Here is a 20,556-nt window from a genome sequence, read left to right on the forward strand (position 1 = left end):
ATTTTGAGGTATGGCATACCCCAAAAATAGTAGAACGGTTTATAGTATTTTAATGCTGGTTTGTATCATTGGTTTTTGGTTGTTCGAAAACTTTTATACGCCCGCTACATATTCTAATAGTAAAGAAGATATTACGGCCAATAATTTTCCTATTGAGCTGTTGCCGATGTCTACAACCGGCGAAATTGTAAAGCATGAGCATTTTACGTTATCATACAATGAACCTTATGAACAGGCAGAATGGGTGGCATACACGTTGCGTAAAAGTCATTTGACCTATGATGATAGGAAACGTCCATATTTTATAGAAGATCCATTTGTTTCTTCTAAATCTGCAGATTGGCGAAATTATAAAGGGTCGGGTTATGACCGCGGGCATTTAGTACCTGCTGGTGATCGTAGATTTTCTTTGCAAGCATATAACGAAACGTTTTATACTAGTAATATAAGTCCGCAAGACAGAGAATTCAATGCAGGTATTTGGAATGACCTAGAGCAGCAAACAAGACGCTGGGCAAAACAGTATGGAACATTATATGTATTTACAGGCGGAGTCTTAGAAAACGGATTAGAAGAGATAGGACAAGAAGATGTAGATGTGCCAGATGTATTCTATAAGATTATTGTCCGTAAAAAGGGAGAGAAGATATATGCGTTGTCATTTCTAATACCGAACAAGCCTCAAGTTACCTCTTTAAGGAATTTTGTGGTGTCTGTAGATGATATAGAAAAAGAAACGGGAATAGACTTTTTTGTGGAACTACCGGAAAAGCAGCAAAATGCTTTCGAAGGTAGCAAAAATACAACCGTATGGAAGTTTTAGAAACTCTCTTTTAACCTGTTCGTATCCAGCCTTAAGAAAATAAAGAGTAGAATAGTAAAGAATAGAAGCCCCGATCCACCATAGCTAAAAAAGGGCAAGGGAATACCAATAGTAGGTAGAATGCCTATAACCATGCCTATGTTGATAAAATAATGGATGAGTAGGATTGAAATGACCCCGTAGCCATACATTCTAGCAAAGGCATTTTTCTGTCTTTCAGCTAAAGAAATTAGTCTAAGAAATAGGACGGTAAAGAGAATAATTACGGTTGCTGTGCCTAAAAATCCCCATTCTTCACCTACAGTACTAAAAATATAATCGGTATCTTGTTCAGGTACAAAATCTCCTTTTGTTCGTGTTCCTTCCAGAAAACCTTTTCCGAAGAATCCGCCAGATTCAATTGCTTTTTCAGATTGATAGGTATTGTATCCTATAGATCTTCTGATCTGCTCTAATTTTTTTGGGTCTTTTTCTAATCGTAGCCACAAGCTAAAGCGATCTCTGTGGCGTTGTTCAAAGACATTATTGAAAACGAAATTTACAGAAAGAGAGAAAAGAATGATGGCTACACTAATTAAGCTTAGTGGTATCACCGGAATTTTTAATGATTTGCGTTTTAGAGTATATAGCAGTATAATCATTAAAACTAAACCAATTATAAGCCAAACGGTACCAAACATTAGGGTAGTGACAAATACGAGGATCAAACTCAGTATAATAACCAAATAATATAGCGGTAGACCTTCTCTGAAAATGACAAAGATCATGGCAAAGAAAACTAGCGCACTGCCGGGGTCTGGTTGCGGTATAATTAAAATTGCTGGCACCAGTATAATTAAAAGCGCAAAGAATTGATCTTTTCTACGTTTAATGTCCGTTTGTATATCGCTGAGGTATTTAGCAAGAGCAAGCGCGGTTGCCACTTTTGCTAGTTCAGAAGGCTGTAAGTTGAAAAAGCCAAGATCATACCAAGATGTTGCCCCGGCAATTGTTTTTCCAAAAACAAATAACCCCAGTAATGAGACCATGGATAGTAAGTAAAAAAGACTCGAAAAGCGTTCATAAAAATTAACCTCTAGGGCAAGAATGATTACTATGGAAACTAAACTTACTCCAATAAAAAACAATTGCTTGCCATAACGTGTGCCAATATCAAAGATTGAACTTTGTTCGTCGATGAATGTACTAGAGTATATATTGATCCAGCCAATAAGTACAAGTGCTAAATAGATGAGTACACTTAGCCAATCAATTCTTTTTAAGATACTTCTACCAGACACGTTCGTTAATTTTAAACTTTTCCCCGCTGTGTGGTTTTGCGTATTCTGCTTCTAATGTTCTTTCAAGTATTCTCTTTTCTAGATCGGTTCTGGTAATTTCTCCTTTTAAATATTTTTCAAGCATAAGTGAAGCAATATGCCCTGCATATCTAGAGCCATAATATCCGTTTTCAATGTATACGGCCATAGCAATTTTAGGATTATTTACAGGAGCAAAGGCAACAAAAACCGAGTGGTCTGTAAGTTGTGTTCGTACTCCGTTAATTTTAGTAAAATTTTCAACTGTACCTGTTTTGCCTGCAACTTCAATACCCGGTATTTGAAGCCTTCTTGCAGTACCTTTGGTGTATACCTCTGCCATACCTTTAACTATGGGCTCAAAATGTTTAGGATCTATAGTTGTATGTTTGGCTTCTGTAAATTTAGGTGCTGTAATAGCTTTGCCTTCAATCTTTTTAAGGATATGTGGGGTGAAATAATATCCTTTATTGGCAATTGCCGCGGTCATATTTGCCAATTGAATGGGGGTTGTCAATATTTCACCTTGCCCTATGGAATTAGAAATGATATAGGATGAGCTCCATCTGTTATCACCGTACCATTTGTCATAGTATTCTTTACTAGGTATACGTCCTTTTTGACCAAAGGGCAGATCATACCCAAGATAGTCGCCTAGGCCAAAGCTGCGTAAATGTTTTTCCCATACATCCATGCCTTCGTCCGTAGTTTCAAATTTTTCAAATATTTTTTTAAAGGCACCTGCGAAAAAGGCATTGCAGGAAAGGTAGATTCCGGTATGAACGTCACGCAATCCGCCCCCACAATGGCAGCCTTTTTTCTTTCGTCCTACATAGAAACCGTTATAGCACTGAATTTTTGTGGTTTCATCAATAACACCTTCTTGCAGGGCAACTAGGGCATTAAGGGCTTTAAAAGGTGATCCAGGAGGCTGCTGGGCATGAATAGAGCGATCCCAAGTTGGGTTCGCTATTGTATCATTATAGAGTTTCGTATAATTTTTAGAACGCTCTCTTCCTACAAGCAACGAAGGGTCATAGGTAGGTCCAGATATCATGGAAAGAATTTCGCCGGTGGCAGGTTCAATGGCTACAATCCCGCCTCTTTTACCATTCATCAACAATTCACCGTATTCTTGTAAGGTCTTGTCAATAGTAATGCTTATTTGTTTTCCTTGTTCTGGTAGGGTATCTATAGTTCCATTCTTATATGGGCCTATGTCTCTATTAAACCTATCTTTCTGTATATATTGAACGCCTTTTCGGCCTCTTAATAGGTCTTCATAGTAGCGCTCTACACCGGTTCTACCTTTTAGTTCTCCTTGTACATAATATTTATTGACCGCTAAATCACTTTCATTTACTTCACTAATGTAACCCAAAACATTTGCTGCACTTGAAGTGTCATAATAACGCAATGATCTTTTTTGAATATAGAAGCCCTTGTACTTACGCATCTTCTCTTGTAGCATTGCGTAATCCTGCTTTGAAAGTTGGGGTACCAAAACAGAAGGTAACCGTGGGGAATATACCCTAGCCTTTCTTAATTTTTCAATAAATTTTACCTTGTCAATTCCGAGCAGCCCGCAAAATTCCAAGGTATCTAAAGGTTGAACTTCTCGTGGAATAACCATGACATCGTATGCAGGATCATTACCTACTAAAAGTTGACCGTTACGATCGTAGATGTAACCTCGTTCTGGGTAATCGTATATTGCTTTTATCGCCGGGTCTTCTAAAACTTGCTCTGCAGAAAAGCTGAAAATTTGCAAATAGGATAGCCTTCCCAAAAAGGTAATTGCGATGACAACTATGATTAAAGATAAAAGAATTTTTCTCATTCTTTTTTACTGCTGAATAATGTAATGAACAACATTCCTAAGATTAATGTAGAAATACTTACAATTACTGTTTTTTGTAAAATTAACAAGCTATTCGAAAAACTAAAAATTTCTAATGTAAAGTATACCAAGTGATGTATTATAATCAATAACGCTAAAAAGGTAAATTGTTGTGCCTTGGTACTGTTGTTTAACTTAAAACTTTGAAATTCATAATTTACACCAAAGACAAAACGCATAATAGTTGGTCTTAGATAAGCTATGGTCACAGTGGCTGCAGCGTTAATGGCAAGTGTGTCAGAAAAAATGTCTACGCATAGGCCTAAGAAAAAGCATAATAGTAAAAAGGAGGTTCTATTTTGTTTGATCGGATACCAATACAAAAATAGAATATATATTAGCGGATTGATATAGCCGAAGAAATTTAGTTTATTGAATACTAAAACCTGAAGGAGTACCAATAAAATAAATCGGAGCAAAATTAAAAATGACGTACTGTTAATCATTGGCTTCTGTTTCTGCTTCTAATTCTAAAATTTCTTTACGATTTAGGTTTCTAATGATATAAATATTATCAATATTGGTCATATCATTAAACAGTTCTACATCTATAAAATAGAAACTTTTTGAATTGTCCAAATCAAATCGCTTAATTGTTCCAATTGGGATGTTTTCAGGGAATATGCTGCTCATGGCTCCCGTAACAATGGTGTCGCCAATTGTAAGAGGTACCAATCTTGGAATATCAATTAATTGAACAACATTATAATCTCTAGTATTTTCCCAAACTAAAGAGCCAAAATGATTAGAGTTCTTGATTTTTGCGTTAATGTTAGATTTGTCACTTAAAATACTTTGTACCGTAGAAAAGTTATCTGATGTGTTTTCTACGATACCAAGTATTCCTTTATCGGTAATAACGCCCATATCTTGAAAGATACTATCATTTTCGCCTTTATTGATAGTGATGTAGTTACGCTGATCGGCATAGCTGTTATTGATTACGCGACCTCTGGTAACTTCATATTTTACAGAAGTTGAATCTATGAGAGCAGGTGAAAGCACAACATTGTTAAATAGCTTGCTTCTAAGTCTTTTATTTTCCTCAACAAGTTTGTTGTTCTCTTCTCTTAATTCAAAATATGAAGTAATATTGTCTGAAAATGTATAGAGGCTTCCGGTTATGTAGTTGGAAGAATTTAAAAATTTAGATTGATGGTACGAGTGCGATTGAAATGTAAAAATGCAAGAAATCAATAAAAGAAAAAGGTAAAGTAAGAATATTTTATACCTGATTAAAAAATTTATAATCTGTTGCATTCACCCCTATATTTTTACTCGATAATAACATGTTGACCAAGGTAGCCCTAACGTAGGTTACTTTGATAATTTTCTTAAAAATATATCGATTATCATTAACAAATGCTTCTCGATTTTTCTTTTATATATTTACTAATAATTAAGGGGTTGTTTATAAATAACCCCTTACTTAATTAATATACTCTTGTAGCGTTCTAAATTCTTTAGCGCAATACCTGTGCCACGTACTACGGCACGTAATGGATCTTCGGCAATGTAAACGGGCAGGTCGGTTTTTTGAGACAACCTTCTATCTAATCCACGTAACATAGAGCCACCGCCTGCAAGGTAGATACCTGTGTTATAAATATCTGCAGCTAATTCTGGTGGTGTTTGGGATAAGGTTTCCATAACCGCATCTTCAACACGCAGAATAGACTTGTCTAAAGCCTTCGCTATTTCTCTATAAGATATTTGAACTTGTTTAGGTTTACCTGTTAGCAAATCACGTCCTTGTACAGATTTTTCATCTGGAGGAGACTGTAAATCTTCTGTAGCAGAACCTATTTCAATTTTAATGGCCTCAGCAGTACTTTCACCAACATATAAATTATGTTGTGTACGCATGTAATAAATGATGTCATTCGTAAATACATCACCTGCAATTTTCACTGATTTATCACAAACGATACCACCTAAAGCAATAACGGCAATTTCAGTAGTACCACCACCTATATCTACGATCATGTTCCCTTTTGGCTGCATAATATCTAAACCGATACCTATGGCAGCAGCCATAGGTTCGTGAATAAGATATACTTCTTTACCGTTTACACGCTCAGCAGATTCTTTTACCGCGCGCATTTCAACTTCTGTAATACCAGATGGTATGCAGATAACCAACCGCAATGCAGGAGGAAACCATTTTTTCTTTAATGCAGGAATATTTTTGATAAACATCATCAGCATCTTTTCAGATGCATCAAAATCAGCAATTACACCATCTTTTAACGGTCTAATTGTTTTTATGTTCTCATGGGTTTTACCTTGCATCATGTTGGCTTCTTTACCAACTGCAATGATTTTTCCGCTAATTCTATCTCTGGCAACGATGGATGGGCTATCGACAACTACCTTATCGTTATGGATAATAAGGGTGTTCGCTGTACCTAAATCTATAGCTATTTCCTCGGTCAAGAAATCAAAAAATCCCATATGTGATGTTTAAATTTTAGATAAAAGGGTGTGTTTCATCGTCAAAAGTAATGAAATTAATGCTTGAAATGACGTGTGCCTGTCATCACCATTGAAATTTTATGTTCATTGCAATAATCTACACTTAATTGATCTTTGATCGACCCTCCTGGTTGTATTACACTTGTAATACCTGCTTTGTCCGCAATCTCAACACAGTCGGGGAACGGGAAGAAAGCATCACTTGCCATAACTGCACCTTTAAGATCAAAGTTAAAGGATTGTGCTTTGTGTATTGCTTGGTTTAAAGCATCAACTCTACTCGTTTGTCCTGTACCACTTGCGCAAAGTTGTTTGTTTTTTGCAAGAACAATGGTGTTGGACTTTGTATGCTTACAAAGTTTAGAAGCAAAAATTAAATCTTCTAATTCTTGATCGGTAGGGTTGGTATCGGTCGCGTTGGTAAGATCTGCAATCGTATCAGTTTTATGGTCCTTTTCTTGAAGAAGCATACCATTTAAGCAAGTTCTTACTTGCATTTCTGGCATGTCCACTTCATTCTGTATAAGGATAATTCTGTTTTTCTTACCTTTTAACACCTCAAGAGCTTCGCTGTCATAACTAGGAGCTATAACCACCTCACAGAATAATTTGTGAATTTCTTCTGCGGTAGCCTTATCAATTTCTTTGTTGCTAATAAGAACTCCGCCAAAGGCAGAAACGGGATCACCCGCTAAAGCGTCTACATAAGCTTGGTGTAAGGTGTCTCTTTGTGCTAATCCACATGCGTTGTTATGCTTTAAAATAGCAAAAGTGGGAGCGTCATTTTTAAATTCTAACATCAAATTAACGGCAGCATCAACATCTAATAAGTTGTTGTATGATAATTCTTTGCCATGTAATTTAGAGAACATAGCATCAAAATCACCAAAAAAGAATCCTTTTTGGTGTGGGTTCTCACCGTAACGTAAAACCTTGCCGTTAGTTTCGCTAACTTTTAAAGCAGCTAAATCATGGTTTTTGTTGAAGTAGTTGAATATAGCAGTATCATAATGAGAAGAAACATTGAAAGATTTTGCGGCAAAACGTTTTCTGTCCTCTAGGCTAATGTTTCCGTTGTCTGCGGATATAACTTCAAGAAAATCTGCATAATCTTCCATAGAAGAAACACAAGTAACATCCTTAAAATTTTTGGCTGCGGCACGGATAAGGGAAATGCCACCTATGTCTATTTTTTCAATAATATCTTGTTCAGAAGCGCCACTGGCAACCGTTTTTTCGAACGGATATAAATCAACAATAACAATATCTATCTGTGGAATTTCAAACTCGGCTAATTGGGCAACATCACTTGCATTGTCCTGTCTGTTTAAAATACCGCCAAACACTTTTGGGTGTAAGGTTTTTACTCTTCCTCCTAAAATTGAAGGATAGCTGGTTACGTCTTCTACGGGAACAACGTCGATTCCTAAATCAGTGATGAATTTTTCGGTTCCTCCGGTGGAGTAAATAGTAATTCCTAATTCTTGAAACTTTCTTACTATTGGCTCTAATCCGTCTTTATGAAAAACTGAAATTAGGGCTGAAGACGCTTTTTTTGCACTGCTCATTGTATGATGCTTAAATGTTTTTAATAAGCAAGCAAAAGTAATTTTTTTGCCGTTATAAAATGAGCTAGTTTATCAACAAAAAGCCTAAAGTTTTAAAGAATTTTGGCTACTTCAAAATTTACGAATTCTAAAAAGGTCTCATCGGCCTTCGTAAAAGGGTCGGGAGTATTGGAATCAATGTCTATTTGACCAATGTTTTCGCCATTGACGAATAGCGGAACTACAATCTCCGCTTTAACGGTAATACTACATGCTATATAATTGTCTTGTGCCTGAACATCTGGTACAACAAAGTTTTCATTACTCTCTGCTACTTGACCACATATGCCTTTTCCAAAGGGGATTATTGTGTGGTCTGTTGGTGCGCCGGCATAAGTGCCTAATTTAAGTTCTCGCTTGTCGCCATTCTTGAAATAAAACCCTACCCAATCATAATGCGGTACTTCAGTTTTCAAAAGATTGCAGATGTCCTGCATTTTTGTATCAGGAGTTTTGTTGGAGTCTATTATTGAGCTTATTTGAGGTCGTAACGCTGTGAACATAATTTTTTTTGTAAAAATAAGTATTGTTCATGTGGAGTGGTGTTATCGTAGTGATAAAAAAATCTATTTCTATTATGTGATCATAAATTTATTGATGACTTGATGCTTTTAGCTAAAAAAATCATAGGATTGTACAAGGTATCTGTTTTTGGTTGGAGGTGTTGGCTTGAAAGTGGTTTTGAAGTCAAAATTTCGTTAAAGATTTAGGGTATTGAACTTACCTGTTCAATATTTTGTAATTTTGCAATGTGAAACAATTGATGCATAAAATATTTTCTGTTCTCATGGCAATGCTATTGTTGCTGTCTACAATTTCTTGGACGGTAGAAAAGCATTTGTGTATGGGGCGTGTAATAGATGTAGCCTTGTTTGATCACGCAGAAGATTGTGGAATGATGACCGGTCTATCTTCATGGCAAGATACACCATCGGTAAATAGTGTTTGTTGTAATGATGAGGCTTTTACCATGCAAGGTCAAGATGATTTGACTCACAATCTCTCTAAATTAGATTTTTCACAACAAATACTCTTGGTTTCTTTTGCAAGCACTTACTTAGGCTTGTTTGAAAATTCCGTTGAAAAAAATACTCTTTTTAATTCATATCCACCTCCTGTTTTGGAAGAGGATTTGAATATTCTACACCAGGTCTTCTTAATTTGATTCTAACACTGTTTTTCGGCGTTGGTTCGTAATTGCAGTTAAATCAAATATTACTTTTATTAATTGTCTTTTTCTTTTATCGTGTTGCTTAGCAAATTTGCTTTTGTAATGTTCGTAGCTGGTTAGGGGTTTATTAAAAAAAAGTAGATGCAGTTTAAAATAACTGTTATAAATTATAATCTCATAATGAAACATACATATACTATAAGTGGTATGACCTGCAATGGCTGTAGGGCTCATGTAGAACATACCTTTTCTAATTTTAAAGGAATATCAAATGCTACGGTAAGTTTAGAAAATGCAGAAGCAGTTTTGGAGATGGAGACAGAAGTGCCATTGAAGAAATTACAGGCAGCAATGAAAGCAGAAGGCGGTCCTTATTCCATTCATGAATTAGGTACTGCTATTGATGAGGTAGCTGAACCTAAAAAAGTTGAAGATGGTAATGGTGTATTTTATTGCCCAATGCATTGTTAAGGCGATAAAACCTATGCGACCCCTGGGGATTGCCCTGTTTGTGGTATGGATTTGGTTGAAGAAGCAAGTGTTTTGCATACGAATGTTCAGCAATATACCTGCCCAATGCATTCAGATGTTTTGAAAGATGAGCCAGGTGATTGCCCTGTTTGTGGTATGGATTTAGTCCCTAAACAAGCAGATGTTTCAGCTGAGGAAAAGAGCTATAAAAAACTAATTAACAAGTTTAAAATAGCCGTTGGCTTTACATTTCCCATCTTTCTTATTGCAATGTCAGAGATGATACCTGGCAATCCATTGTATGAATTGTTAAGTTTAAAATATTGGAATTGGGTGCAATTTGCGCTATCTATTCCTGTGGTGTTTTATGCAACATGGATGTTCTTTGAACGTGCCTATCGTTCTATAAAAACATGGAATTTAAACATGTTTACCTTAATTGGTATTGGTGCTGGGGTAGCTTGGTTGTTTAGCTTGTTTGCAATTCTTGTTCCAGATTTTTTTCCGGTACAATTTAAAACAGAACAAGGTACGGTGCATGTTTATTTTGAAGCTGCAACGGTTATTTTAACCTTAGTGCTGTTTGGGCAATTGCTTGAAGCACGGGCGCATAGTAGAACAAACTCTGCAGTAAAAGAGCTTTTGAAACTAGCACCTAATAAGGCGATAAGAGTTATCAATGGGGTAGATGAAACCATTAGTATCGATAAAATTTCTAAGGGAGATTTACTGCGTGTAAAACCTGGAGATAGTATACCCGTTGATGGTGTTATACAAGAGGGGGAAAGCACTGTTGATGAATCTATGATTACGGGCGAGCCGGTTCCTGTGCAAAAAGAAATTGGTGATGCTGTAAGTTCAGGGACTATTAATGGGAAACGTTCCTTTGTAATGATTGCAGAAAAAGTGGGTGCGGAAACCTTGTTGTCGCAGATTATAGATATGGTGAACAAGGCTAGTCGTAGTCAGGCGCCTATTCAAAAATTAGCAGATAAGATTTCAAGTTACTTTGTGCCTGCTGTGGTTTTTATCTCTGTAACAACCTTTATTCTTTGGGTCATTTTTGGGCCAGAACCAGCTTATGTGTATGCTTTGGTAAATGCTATCGCGGTGTTGATTATTGCTTGTCCGTGTGCTTTGGGTTTGGCTACGCCAATGTCCGTAATGGTGGGTGTTGGTAAAGGAGCGCAATCCGGAGTATTGATAAAGAATGCCGAAGCCTTAGAGCGAATGGATAAAATTGATGTATTGGTTATAGATAAAACAGGAACCATTACAGAGGGCAAGCCGTCTGTTGAAAAAGTAGGTAGTATAGGTAATGTTGATAAAGATATGGTGTTGCAATATATTGTTTCTTTGAATCAGCATAGTGAACACCCTTTGGCAGACGCAGCTCTGAGCTATGGTAAACTAAAAAATGTATCCATTTTAAAGGTAGATGATTTCAGTTCTGTAACCGGTATGGGGGTCTCTGGGAGAATTAATGGAGAACCTGTTTATTTAGGCAATGATAAAATGATGTCAGAAGCTAAGGTGGTTGTTCCGGAAAATTTATTGGTAGTCGTTTCAGCGCATCAAAAGCAGGGTAAGACAGTCTCTTATTTAGCTGTTGGAGGAAAAGCGGTGGGCTTTGTAGCTATTGGTGATAAAATTAAAGAAACCAGTAAAAAGGCTATAAAGGAACTTCAGGATTCTGGTGTCTCTGTTATCATGTTAACAGGTGATAATCACGATACGGCAAAAGCAGTAGCTGAACAATTGAACTTAGTAGATTTTAAAGCAGAAATGTTACCACAAGATAAACTTGCCGAGGTAGAGCGTTTGCAAGCAGAAGGAAAAAAAGTGGCAGTTGCCGGTGACGGTATAAATGACGCGCCTGCATTGGCAAAAAGTGATGTGGGTATTGCTATGGGTACCGGTACTGCCGTGGCTATAGAGAGTGCTGCCATTACGTTGGTAAAAGGTGATTTACACGGCATTGTAAAAGCACATAACCTAAGCAAGGCGGTTATGAAAAATATCAAGCAGAATTTATTTTTTGCATTGATTTATAATACCGTAGGTATACCGGTAGCTGCGGGATTGTTATATCCGTTTTTTGGGTTATTGCTTTCCCCTATGATTGCCGCTTTGGCAATGAGTTTTAGTTCTGTTTCCGTAATTGCTAACGCATTACGATTACGAACAGTAAAAATTGATGAATAAAACTAAATATAAAAATAAATGAATAAATATATAATAGTTGCGCTAATGACATTAATGTCTGGGCTAGCATCTTCTCAAGAAAATGTAGAGGGGGTTATTTTAGATTCTGATGGCGCAAATGCTTTAAGTCTATCTGGCGCAAACGTCTACTGGCAAGATTCTCAAACGGGTGTAGTGACAGACTTTGACGGTAAATTTTCAATTCCGTATACAAAGGAATTTAATAGGTTAATAATCAGTTATGTAGGTTTTGAGTCAGATACATTAACGATAAACGAGCCAAAAACTATAAGAATAAGCTTAAAACCGTCTAACGAATTAGATGAAGTAGTGGTACAACAAGAACGAGATGCCATTCAGAAAACTTATTTTAGTCCACAGAATGTCATTACGGTAAATAGTGCAGAGTTGTTGAAGGCGGCCTGTTGTAATTTGGCAGAGAGCTTTGAAACCAATCCATCAATTGATGTGAATTTATCAGATGGATTAACGGGTACCAAGCAAATTCAAATGTTAGGGTTGACTAGTCCGTATTTAATGATTACGCAAGAGAATATTCCTATGGTGCGTGGTGCATCACAGGCGTACGGGTTAACGTTTACTCCGGGAACATGGATAGAAAGTATTCAAATAACCAAAGGAGCGGGTAGTGTGGTCAACGGATACGAAAGTATATCAGGGCAAATAAATACAGAGTTGGTAAAACCATTAACTGATAGGGCCGTTTTCGTGAATGGTTATGCCAACCAGAATGGGCGCTATGAGTTGAATACGCATTTCAATAGAAAGCTGACAGATAAGTTGAGTACAGGTTTGTATATACATGGAAATAAGCGGACACAGAAAGAAGATGATAATGAGGACGGATTTTTGGATGCGCCCTTGGGAGAACAAATAAACGTGATGAACCGTTGGCAATATCAAGATGCAGAAAAAGGGTTTGTCAGCTTTTTCAATGTTCGTTTTTTAAATGATGAAAAACAGGTAGGACAAGTAGTATTTAATCCTGATACGGATAGGGTAGATGGTGGTAATGGTTTATTGAGTGGAGACGAAGTTTGGGGTAGTGAGATTAATACACGCAGGTTTGATACTTCATTGAAACTAGGGTATGTTTTTCCTGAGCTTCCGTTTCAAAGTATTGGGTTTCAGACATCCTATAGTTTTCATAAGCAAGATTCCTATTTTGGATTGAGGTCTTATGACATCAACCACGAAAGTATCTATAGTAATTTGTTGTTCAATTCTATCATTGGCGATACTAGGAATAAGTTTAAGACAGGTATTACTTTTGCTTATGATGGCTATGATGAAATGGTAACGGCTACAGATTATTCAAGAGAAGATACCTCTGTTGGTGCTTTTTTTGAGTATAGTTATGAGAATTTGGAGAAAGTGAGTCTTACCGCAGGTTTGCGTGTAGATAATCATAATAGGTTGGGAACTTTTGTAACCCCTAGATTTCATATAAGATATACACCTTGGGAAAAAGGAAGTTTAAGAGGTTCTTTTGGCAGGGGAAAAAGAGCTGCCAATATTTTTGCGGAGAATCAGCAATTATTTGCATCGGGTAGAACTATTGATATTGAAGATAATGGTGGTAGTATATATGGCTTGGAGCCAGAGGATGCATGGAATTATGGGGTTAGTTTTTTGCAAGGGTTTAATTTTTTAAACAAGAAAGGAGATATTTCGTTAGATTATTATATTACGGACTTTAAAAATCAAATTGTAGTAGATTGGGAGAATCCACAAGAGGTTTCGTTCTATAATTTAGATGGAGATAGTAGTGCCAAGAGTTTTCAGGTAGAGGTGAATTATGAGCTTTTGACGAGATTGAATCTAAGGACATCATATAAGTTTTATGATGTATCCACAGATTATAAAAGTGGCAATTTGCAGAAGCCCCTTCTGGCTCAAGATAGATTTTTTGCTAACTTAGGTTATGAAACCAAAGCTAAGGAAAGCGGCGCAAAATGGAAGTTTGATTATACCTTACATACCTTAGGGGAAATGAGGTTGCCAGATACCAGTTTAAATGAACCGGCCTATCAATTAGGGGAATATTCATCACCTTATAGTTTAATGAATGCTCAGATCACCAAAGTTTTTTCAGACAAATTTGAAATCTATATGGGCGGAGAGAATTTATCCAATGAACAGCAGAATAATCCGGTTTTAGGAGCTAACGATCCTTTTGGTCCCAATTTTGATACAACTATTGTGTACGCACCAATTATGGGAAGAATGTTCTATGGTGGCTTTAGATTTAAAATTTAAAACTTAACAATTAATATATTAACTATGAAAACAACGATTTTATCAATAGCAATGATGCTAATTGCGGTAGTGAGCTATGCGCAAGAAAAGAATAAGAAAATGACTTTTGATGTCAATGGTAAGTGTGCCATGTGCAAAGAGCGTATTGAAGAAGCGGCTTTGAATGTAAAAGGGGTAAAATATGCAAATTGGAGTATTCCAACGCATCAGTTAGATATTATTATGGACGAGCGTAAAACTGATGCCATGAAGATTAAAACAGCTATTGTAGCTGTAGGTCATGATACAAAAGAATTGAAGGCGACGGAAGAAGCTTATGATAGTGTACATCCTTGCTGTAAATATAGAGAGGATAATTCTGATGATGGTAAGCATCATGAAAATAAGTAATTAAAGGTAGATTTTGTCAGGTATAGGTTGCTGTTGAAAATGGTATAAAAAGTTTTGTTAATCTTTTGCCAACACAATTATCACGGATCAATATCTGAAATACATTAGCTGTAGATTTATCTTAAATTCTACAACAATGGCACAAGCAAAATCAGCAGGGAAACCAGCTGCAAAACCTTCTCCTGCAAAAGCTGGAAAAAAGGCTGCTCCAAAAGCTGCTCCTAAAAAGAAATAGTCAGGTTACCGCCTTTAGAAGGCTATACCGTTTGGACGATAAAACCACCTTCTGTAAATTAAGAAGGTGGTTTTTTTGTTGGTATGATGGCATAAAAAAAACGCTCTTGAGATATCAAGAGCGTTTTAATTAATATAAACTGAGTAAACAAGCTACTGCTTGCTTGTCGATGCTGTAGATCTACATCATGCCTGGCATTCCGCCACCGCCACCCATAGGAGGCATTGCCGGAGCATCTTCTTTAATGTCTGTTAAAGCACATTCAGTAGTTAAGATCATACCAGAAACAGAAGCTGCATTTTCTAATGCTACTCTAGTTACTTTCTTAGGATCGATAATACCCGCTTTCATCATTTCAACATACTGTTCAGATTTAGCATCGTAACCATAGTCACCTTTACCTTCCAGTATTTTAGCGATAACAACAGAACCTTCACCACCAGCGTTAGAAACGATAGTTCTTAAAGGAGCTTCAATGGCACGGGCAACAATTTGTAAACCTGTAGCTTCATCTTCGTTTTCTGTAGAAACTTTAGAAAGAACAGATTTAGCTCTTACCAATGCAACACCACCACCAGCAACAATACCTTCTTCAACAGCAGCTCTTGTAGCGTGTAATGCATCATCAACTCTATCTTTCTTCTCTTTCATTTCAACTTCAGAAGCTGCACCTACATAAAGTACTGCAACACCACCGGCTAATTTAGCTAAACGCTCCTGAAGTTTTTCTTTATCGTAGTCAGAGGTAGTAGTCTCAATTTGAGATTTGATCTGGTTAACTCTTGTTTTAATATCTTTTGCAACACCACCACCATTAACGATAGTTGTATTGTCTTTGTCAATTTGAACTTTCTCACAAGTACCTAACATGTCTAAAGTGGTGTTATCTAAAGAGAAACCTCTTTCTTCAGAAATAACAGTACCACCAGTTAAGATTGCGATATCTTCTAACATTGCTTTTCTACGGTCACCAAAACCTGGTGCCTTAACTGCGGCAATCTTTAAAGAACCTCTTAATTTGTTTACTACTAATGTAGCCAATGCTTCACCATCAACATCTTCAGCAATAATCAATAAAGGCTTACCTGATTGTGCAACTGGCTCTAATACAGGAAGAAGATCTTTCATTGAAGAGATTTTCTTGTCGAACAATAAAATGTACGGACTCTCTAATTCAGAAACCATCTTTTCAGAATCGGTAACGAAATATGGAGAAAGATAACCTCTGTCAAACTGCATACCTTCAACAACATCAACGTATGTATCTGTACCTTTAGCTTCTTCAACAGTAATAACACCTTCTTTACCAACTTTACCGAAAGCCTGTGCGATCAAATCACCAATAGTTTCGTCGTTGTTAGCAGAGATAGAGGCAACTTGCTTTATTTTTTCGGAAGAATCACCAACTTTTTTAGCTTGTTCAGCCAAATCTGCAACGATAGCTTCAACAGCTTTGTCGATACCTCTTTTAAGATCCATTGGGTTAGCACCTGCAGCAACGTTCTTTAAGCCTTCTTTTACGATAGCTTGTGCAAGAACGGTAGCCGTAGTAGTACCGTCTCCTGCAAGGTCGTTGGTTTTAGAAGCAACTTCTTTAACCATTTGCGCACCCATATTTTCTAATGGGTTCTCTAATTCAATTTCTTTTGCTACGGTAACACCATCTTTAGTTACTTGTGGAGCGCCGAATGATTTACTGATAATAACATTTCTACCTTTAGGGCCTAATGTTACTTTTACAGCGTTAGCCAATGCATCAACACCTCTTTTAAGGCCGTCTCTTGCATCAATATCAAACTTAATATCTTTTGCCATTTTAATTGTTGTTTAAATTTTTAACCTATAGAATATCTCGTTAGGTCAATAAAATTATTAATTATTTTTTCTGTGAAAATTTAAGGGCTTTGGCTGAAGTGCCGTTAGCCAAAAGCTATCTTAGATAATAGCAAGAATATCACTTTCTCTCATCATCAAATAATCTGTACCTTCTAATTTCAATTCAGTACCAGCATACTTTCCGTAAAGAACGGTATCACCAACTTTAACGGTAACACTGTCATCTTTTGTTCCAGGACCTACTGCAACAACTTTACCTTTTTGAGGTTTTTCCTTTGCAGTATCAGGAATGTATAGTCCAGATGCAGTTTTAGTTTCAGCTGCCATTGGCTCGATAAGAACTCGGTCTGCCAATGGTTTGATATTAACTTTAGCCATAATTATTAATTTTTAATTTGATTTTTAGTTTCGTTGAAATGTAAAGGCAGAAATTATGCCATTGCCTATTTCCTGACAAATTGTAAACAAAAAATGCCAGCTTGTCATAAGCTGGCATTTTAAATATAATGTAGTAGTATTTTTATAAACTATCAGACGGTGTAGCCTTGTTAGTTACAGGTGGTGTTACTGTTTCTGGCAGTGCTTCCGGCACTACAGTTTCAATATCGTCACCTTGCAATAATTTAGAATCAGCATCGCCAAAGTTACCTTTTAGGGCAACGTTAGAAGCTAGGATTAAAACTATTAACAAACCTGCTAGAGTCCATGTACTTTTATCTAAAAAGTCACCTGTTTTTTTAACTCCACCAACTACTTGGTTACCTCCTCCGCCAAAAGAAGAAGAAAGTCCGCCACCTTTTGGATTTTGTACCATGATCACCAATACTAACAATAAGCAAACAACAATGATAAGTATTAGGAAAATTGAAAATGTACTCATTTTAAATTATTTATTATCTTTTCGTAATTTTTCTACCGCCTTAATTCGGTCTGCAAAGAAACTACTTTTTTCTGGATATTTCAAACTTAAAATTTTGTAAGCCTGAATTGCATTTTTATACTTTTTTTGTTCAAGATAAACCCTAGCTAATGTCTCTGTCATAAGTTCGTTATGATCAATCCTTGAAGACTTGGAAATATCTATCACCGCACTCTGTTCTGTTGGTACTATTTTAGGGTTAGAAGCTATAAACTTATCTATACGGTCGTATTTCTTTTTAATTGCTTCGCTTTTTACCTTAGGCTTTTTGCTAGGTCTTGGGATGATTTTTTGTTCCTGTATCTCTTGAGCGGCTTTTTCAGTGCTACGCTCTTTTGCTTCCGTTTGTTGTTCCGTAATTTCGTCTTCGTTGTTACCGGTAATTAGCGCATCGGACTTTTCTAATGGGTTTTTTGAAGCTAGGCTCAACCATTCAGAAAAAGAATATTTTTCTTTGGCATTGAAAGTTAGGGGTTTGCCAATATCTAGAGCTTCTTCCTCTTCGGTATTGGAAGGTTTTTTAGATTGAAATAATTTGGGGTCTAGAATTTGGTCGGCATCGTTCTTGTCTTGTGGTAATGGTTTATCAACTGAGGGGGGTATTAAAGAAGGCGTAGTGGCCGCGGTAATAGTATCTGATGTATCAATTTCCGTGATCTCAATTTCATTCGTTTTTACTGCTGTATTAGAATCATCTAACGTACTTGTTTTTTCTGTAGGGACAGGATGATCTTCTTTTTCTATAGTTTCAATTTGATTTACAGAAGGTGTTTCTTCAGCCTCCTCAATAATTTCAATCGCATTACTTTCGTCTATTTTGGCAATTTTACTTTTTGATACATCATACTGTAAGAAATCTTTAGATGTAATAAATTCGAAAAGTACATCTCTGTCTGTAGTGTAGGCAGCTGTTACTTTTAGCGCTTTATTGTATTTATAACTATTTAAATTTTTTAATCCCTTTAAGTGAAGTGCCCGTGCAGCTTGAAAATAAGGATACTCGTCAATAATGTCCTCTAGGTGTTTTGTGTGTATAGGTTCTACCACTTTGGTAGGATGTTCTAGAAAATATGTAAAGTCCTTAACGTTCATGTAGTTTACCAATCTGCCAATGAGGCGTTGAAGATATCTTGCGTTAATCTTTCAAAAATAATTTCGTGTGCTTCACTCTTAATGCTTGCTAATTGTGTGTCTGCAGGGTAATCATAAAAGAATGAAAAGCTTTGGTCAAAAGCGGCGTCTTCTTTCAATTGATTGTAGAAACGCACCTTAACCCGTACAGAAAGCCTGTTTTGTGCTGCTGTTTGTGCGGCCGTAGCAGACATAGGGGAAATTTTGTATTCGGTTATTTCACCTTCGTATAGCAAGTCTGGGTTGCCAGATGAGATAAGGTCTAAGCTGGTCTGATTTAGAATTCTGTCCTGTAGTGCTAAGGTGAAATCTCTATCTACCCCAGGTTCAAAAGTAGAACCCGGACTTTGGGTTGCATAGTTTTGAAAATAATTTACTTTAAAGGTTTTTGCCTCACCTACATTACCACCGGTAAAATTGTATACCCCGCAGCTTAATAGTAAGATAACAGGAAGTATGTATAGTATAGATTTTATAAGGTATTTCATTGAATTGGGATTCATGTTAGATTAAAGATCGTACTGTTTTATTTTGCGGTAAAGGGTTCGTTCAGAAATACCTAGTTCTGTTGCAGCAGCTTTTCTTTTTCCGCGGTTACGTTCTAAAGATTTTTTGATCAATTCTACTTCCTTCTCCTGTAAAGATAGGGTTTCTTCTTCTTGAATTTCTTCGGCAAAATGATATTTGTCCTCATAAGAATCTTGTATAATGGACGTATCTTCTTGTTTAGGTTCAGGTAGGTGTAAGAGGTTTATAGAAGAATCTTCTTGCGTATCGTGTTCTATATCGGCATCTTCTTCGTCATCATTGCCGTAAATTTTACGGATCAGGTTTTCATTGTCTTTTTGAACCTTTTCAGAATCATTATTTTTTAATAGCTCCATCGTCAACTTTTTTAGGTCGTTGAGGTCGCCTTTCATATCAAATAATACTTTGTACAGTATTTCTCTTTCGTTACTGAAATCACTTTCAGATTTTGAATTAGAGACAACCGCCGGTAAATTGCTTGTAGTGTTGTTTGGCAGGTAGCCATGTAAGGTTGCAGCTGTAATGCCTCTGTTCTCTTCAAGTACCGAAACTTGTTCTGCGATATTTCTTAGTTGGCGAATATTACCAGGCCACCTATACTTTATCAATAACGACACGGCATTGTCATCTAGTCTTATGGTCGGCATCTTGTATTTCTGACTAAAATCAGAGGCAAATTTTCTGAACAATAGATGAATATCACCTTGGCGTTCACGTAACGGAGGAATATTGATTTCTACCGTGCTTAAACGATAATATAGATCTTCGCGAAATCGCTCTTTCTTAATGGCTTCAAACATATTCACATTGGTAGCCGCAACAATACGTACATCGGTTTTTTGCACTTGAGACGATCCAACTTTTAAAAACTCACCGTTTTCAAGTACGCGTAATAGTCGTACTTGGGTAGTTAGTGGCAGTTCACCAACTTCATCTAAAAATATGGTACCGCCATCGGCAACTTCAAAATAACCACTTCTTGTTTGTGTAGCCCCTGTAAAAGCACCTTTTTCGTGGCCAAAAAGTTCACTGTCAATAGTACCTTCAGGAATTGCGCCACAGTTAACGGCAATATATTTAGCGTGCTTTCTGTGAGAAAGAGAATGAATAATTTTTGGAATAGATTCTTTACCAACACCACTTTCACCAGTAACTAGAACAGAAATGTCAGTTGCGGCAACTTGCATTGCTTTTTCTAGAGCACGATTTAATTTTGGGTCTTGCCCAATAATTTCAAAACGTTGTTTTATACTTTGTATGCTTTCCATATAAAATGGCTACTATAAA

16 protein-coding genes and 1 pseudogene are annotated in these 20,556 nt (G+C 36.6%); 5 read left to right on the forward strand and 12 right to left on the reverse strand.

Going from position 1 to position 20,556, the window contains the following annotated elements; all coding sequences use genetic code 11:
* Window positions 1–10: 10 nt before the first annotated feature.
* Window positions 11–823 (forward strand): DNA/RNA non-specific endonuclease, encoded by an 813-nt coding sequence (locus tag BW936_RS12390; RefSeq protein WP_076548724.1) that lies wholly within the window; start codon window positions 11–13, stop codon window positions 821–823.
* On the opposite strand, the gene rodA is transcribed toward BW936_RS12390, so the two are convergent.
* The 6 genes from rodA to BW936_RS12425 all read right to left on the reverse strand — a co-directional run bounded on the left by rodA (window position 820) and on the right by BW936_RS12425 (window position 8,606).
* Window positions 820–2,103: a rod shape-determining protein RodA gene (rodA, locus tag BW936_RS12395; RefSeq protein WP_076548725.1), complete on the reverse strand. Its 1,284-nt coding sequence runs from the start codon at window positions 2,101–2,103 to the stop codon at window positions 820–822. The two genes, BW936_RS12390 and rodA, sit on opposite strands and share 4 nt — an antisense overlap.
* On the reverse strand, window positions 2,093–3,961 hold the full coding sequence (mrdA, locus tag BW936_RS12400) for a penicillin-binding protein 2 (protein ID WP_076548726.1): 1,869 nt from the start codon (window positions 3,959–3,961) through the stop codon (window positions 2,093–2,095). Before mrdA ends, rodA begins: the two co-directional genes overlap by 11 nt.
* A gap of 498 nt (window positions 3,962–4,459) precedes the next feature.
* On the reverse strand, window positions 4,460–5,281 hold the full coding sequence (mreC, locus tag BW936_RS12410) for a rod shape-determining protein MreC (RefSeq protein ID WP_076548728.1): 822 nt from the start codon (window positions 5,279–5,281) through the stop codon (window positions 4,460–4,462).
* A 165-nt stretch (window positions 5,282–5,446) separates the two neighbouring features.
* On the reverse strand, window positions 5,447–6,475 hold the full coding sequence (locus BW936_RS12415) for a rod shape-determining protein (RefSeq protein ID WP_027066022.1): 1,029 nt from the start codon (window positions 6,473–6,475) through the stop codon (window positions 5,447–5,449).
* 56 nt (window positions 6,476–6,531) lie between these two features.
* Window positions 6,532–8,064, reverse strand: coding sequence for a bifunctional phosphoribosylaminoimidazolecarboxamide formyltransferase/IMP cyclohydrolase (purH, locus tag BW936_RS12420; protein WP_076548729.1), 1,533 nt, complete (start codon window positions 8,062–8,064; stop codon window positions 6,532–6,534).
* A 92-nt stretch (window positions 8,065–8,156) separates the two neighbouring features.
* Window positions 8,157–8,606, reverse strand: coding sequence for a GAF domain-containing protein (locus tag BW936_RS12425; protein WP_076548730.1), 450 nt, complete (start codon window positions 8,604–8,606; stop codon window positions 8,157–8,159).
* Between the two features lie 260 nt (window positions 8,607–8,866).
* On the opposite strand from BW936_RS12425, the gene BW936_RS12430 reads away from it, so the two are divergent.
* The 4 genes and pseudogenes from BW936_RS12430 (at window position 8,867) to BW936_RS12450 (ending at window position 14,620) form a co-directional block, all read left to right on the forward strand.
* A complete protein-coding gene (locus BW936_RS12430) occupies window positions 8,867–9,268 on the forward strand; it encodes an HYC_CC_PP family protein (RefSeq protein WP_244156222.1) in 402 nt (133 codons plus the stop codon).
* A 186-nt stretch (window positions 9,269–9,454) separates the two neighbouring features.
* A pseudogene (locus BW936_RS12440) lies at window positions 9,455–11,950 on the forward strand (heavy metal translocating P-type ATPase).
* Between the two features lie 18 nt (window positions 11,951–11,968).
* Window positions 11,969–14,230, forward strand: coding sequence for a TonB-dependent receptor (locus BW936_RS12445; protein WP_076548732.1), 2,262 nt, complete (start codon window positions 11,969–11,971; stop codon window positions 14,228–14,230).
* Between the two features lie 24 nt (window positions 14,231–14,254).
* Window positions 14,255–14,620 (forward strand): heavy-metal-associated domain-containing protein, encoded by a 366-nt coding sequence (locus tag BW936_RS12450; protein ID WP_076548733.1) that lies wholly within the window; start codon window positions 14,255–14,257, stop codon window positions 14,618–14,620.
* Between the two features lie 415 nt (window positions 14,621–15,035).
* Here BW936_RS12450 and groL read toward each other — a convergent pair whose 3' ends face one another.
* The 6 genes from groL to BW936_RS12480 all read right to left on the reverse strand — a co-directional run bounded on the left by groL (window position 15,036) and on the right by BW936_RS12480 (window position 20,537).
* The gene (gene groL / locus BW936_RS12455) at window positions 15,036–16,670 is read right to left on the reverse strand and encodes a chaperonin GroEL (RefSeq protein ID WP_076548734.1); all 1,635 of its coding nucleotides are present in this window, start codon (window positions 16,668–16,670) and stop codon (window positions 15,036–15,038) included.
* Window positions 16,671–16,790: 120 nt separating this feature from the next.
* Window positions 16,791–17,069, reverse strand: coding sequence for a co-chaperone GroES (locus tag BW936_RS12460; protein WP_036156781.1), 279 nt, complete (start codon window positions 17,067–17,069; stop codon window positions 16,791–16,793).
* Window positions 17,070–17,211: 142 nt separating this feature from the next.
* On the reverse strand, window positions 17,212–17,571 hold the full coding sequence (gene secG / locus BW936_RS12465; protein ID WP_076548735.1) for a preprotein translocase subunit SecG: 360 nt from the start codon (window positions 17,569–17,571) through the stop codon (window positions 17,212–17,214).
* 6 nt (window positions 17,572–17,577) lie between these two features.
* On the reverse strand, window positions 17,578–18,702 hold the full coding sequence (locus BW936_RS12470; protein WP_076548736.1) for a hypothetical protein: 1,125 nt from the start codon (window positions 18,700–18,702) through the stop codon (window positions 17,578–17,580).
* A 5-nt stretch (window positions 18,703–18,707) separates the two neighbouring features.
* Complete coding sequence (locus BW936_RS12475) at window positions 18,708–19,229, reverse strand: LptE family protein (protein ID WP_076548904.1); 522 nt, start codon at window positions 19,227–19,229, stop codon at window positions 18,708–18,710.
* A 21-nt stretch (window positions 19,230–19,250) separates the two neighbouring features.
* On the reverse strand, window positions 19,251–20,537 hold the full coding sequence (locus BW936_RS12480) for a sigma-54 interaction domain-containing protein (RefSeq protein ID WP_076548737.1): 1,287 nt from the start codon (window positions 20,535–20,537) through the stop codon (window positions 19,251–19,253).
* Window positions 20,538–20,556 lie beyond the last annotated feature (19 nt).

The organism is Maribacter ulvicola, assembly GCF_900155985.1.
Taxonomy (GTDB): domain Bacteria; phylum Bacteroidota; class Bacteroidia; order Flavobacteriales; family Flavobacteriaceae; genus Maribacter; species Maribacter ulvicola.

Excerpts from the sequence above, each read along its gene's own strand:
- BW936_RS12390 (WP_076548724.1), top strand. The coding sequence starts at position 11 with ATGGCATACCCCAAAAATAGTAGAACGGTTTATAGTATTTTAATGCTG.
- mrdA (WP_076548726.1), bottom strand. The coding sequence starts at position 3,961 with ATGAGAAAAATTCTTTTATCTTTAATCATAGTTGTCATCGCAATTACC.
- mreC (WP_076548728.1), bottom strand. The coding sequence starts at position 5,281 with ATGCAACAGATTATAAATTTTTTAATCAGGTATAAAATATTCTTACTT.
- BW936_RS12415 (WP_027066022.1), bottom strand. The coding sequence starts at position 6,475 with ATGGGATTTTTTGATTTCTTGACCGAGGAAATAGCTATAGATTTAGGT.
- purH (WP_076548729.1), bottom strand. The coding sequence starts at position 8,064 with ATGAGCAGTGCAAAAAAAGCGTCTTCAGCCCTAATTTCAGTTTTTCAT.
- BW936_RS12425 (WP_076548730.1), bottom strand. The coding sequence starts at position 8,606 with ATGTTCACAGCGTTACGACCTCAAATAAGCTCAATAATAGACTCCAAC.
- BW936_RS12430 (WP_244156222.1), top strand. The coding sequence starts at position 8,867 with ATGCATAAAATATTTTCTGTTCTCATGGCAATGCTATTGTTGCTGTCT.
- BW936_RS12445 (WP_076548732.1), top strand. The coding sequence starts at position 11,969 with ATGAATAAATATATAATAGTTGCGCTAATGACATTAATGTCTGGGCTA.
- BW936_RS12450 (WP_076548733.1), top strand. The coding sequence starts at position 14,255 with ATGAAAACAACGATTTTATCAATAGCAATGATGCTAATTGCGGTAGTG.
- groL (WP_076548734.1), bottom strand. The coding sequence starts at position 16,670 with ATGGCAAAAGATATTAAGTTTGATATTGATGCAAGAGACGGCCTTAAA.
- BW936_RS12460 (WP_036156781.1), bottom strand. The coding sequence starts at position 17,069 with ATGGCTAAAGTTAATATCAAACCATTGGCAGACCGAGTTCTTATCGAG.
- secG (WP_076548735.1), bottom strand. The coding sequence starts at position 17,571 with ATGAGTACATTTTCAATTTTCCTAATACTTATCATTGTTGTTTGCTTA.
- BW936_RS12470 (WP_076548736.1), bottom strand. The coding sequence starts at position 18,702 with ATGAACGTTAAGGACTTTACATATTTTCTAGAACATCCTACCAAAGTG.
- BW936_RS12475 (WP_076548904.1), bottom strand. The coding sequence starts at position 19,229 with ATGAAATACCTTATAAAATCTATACTATACATACTTCCTGTTATCTTA.
- BW936_RS12480 (WP_076548737.1), bottom strand. The coding sequence starts at position 20,537 with ATGGAAAGCATACAAAGTATAAAACAACGTTTTGAAATTATTGGGCAA.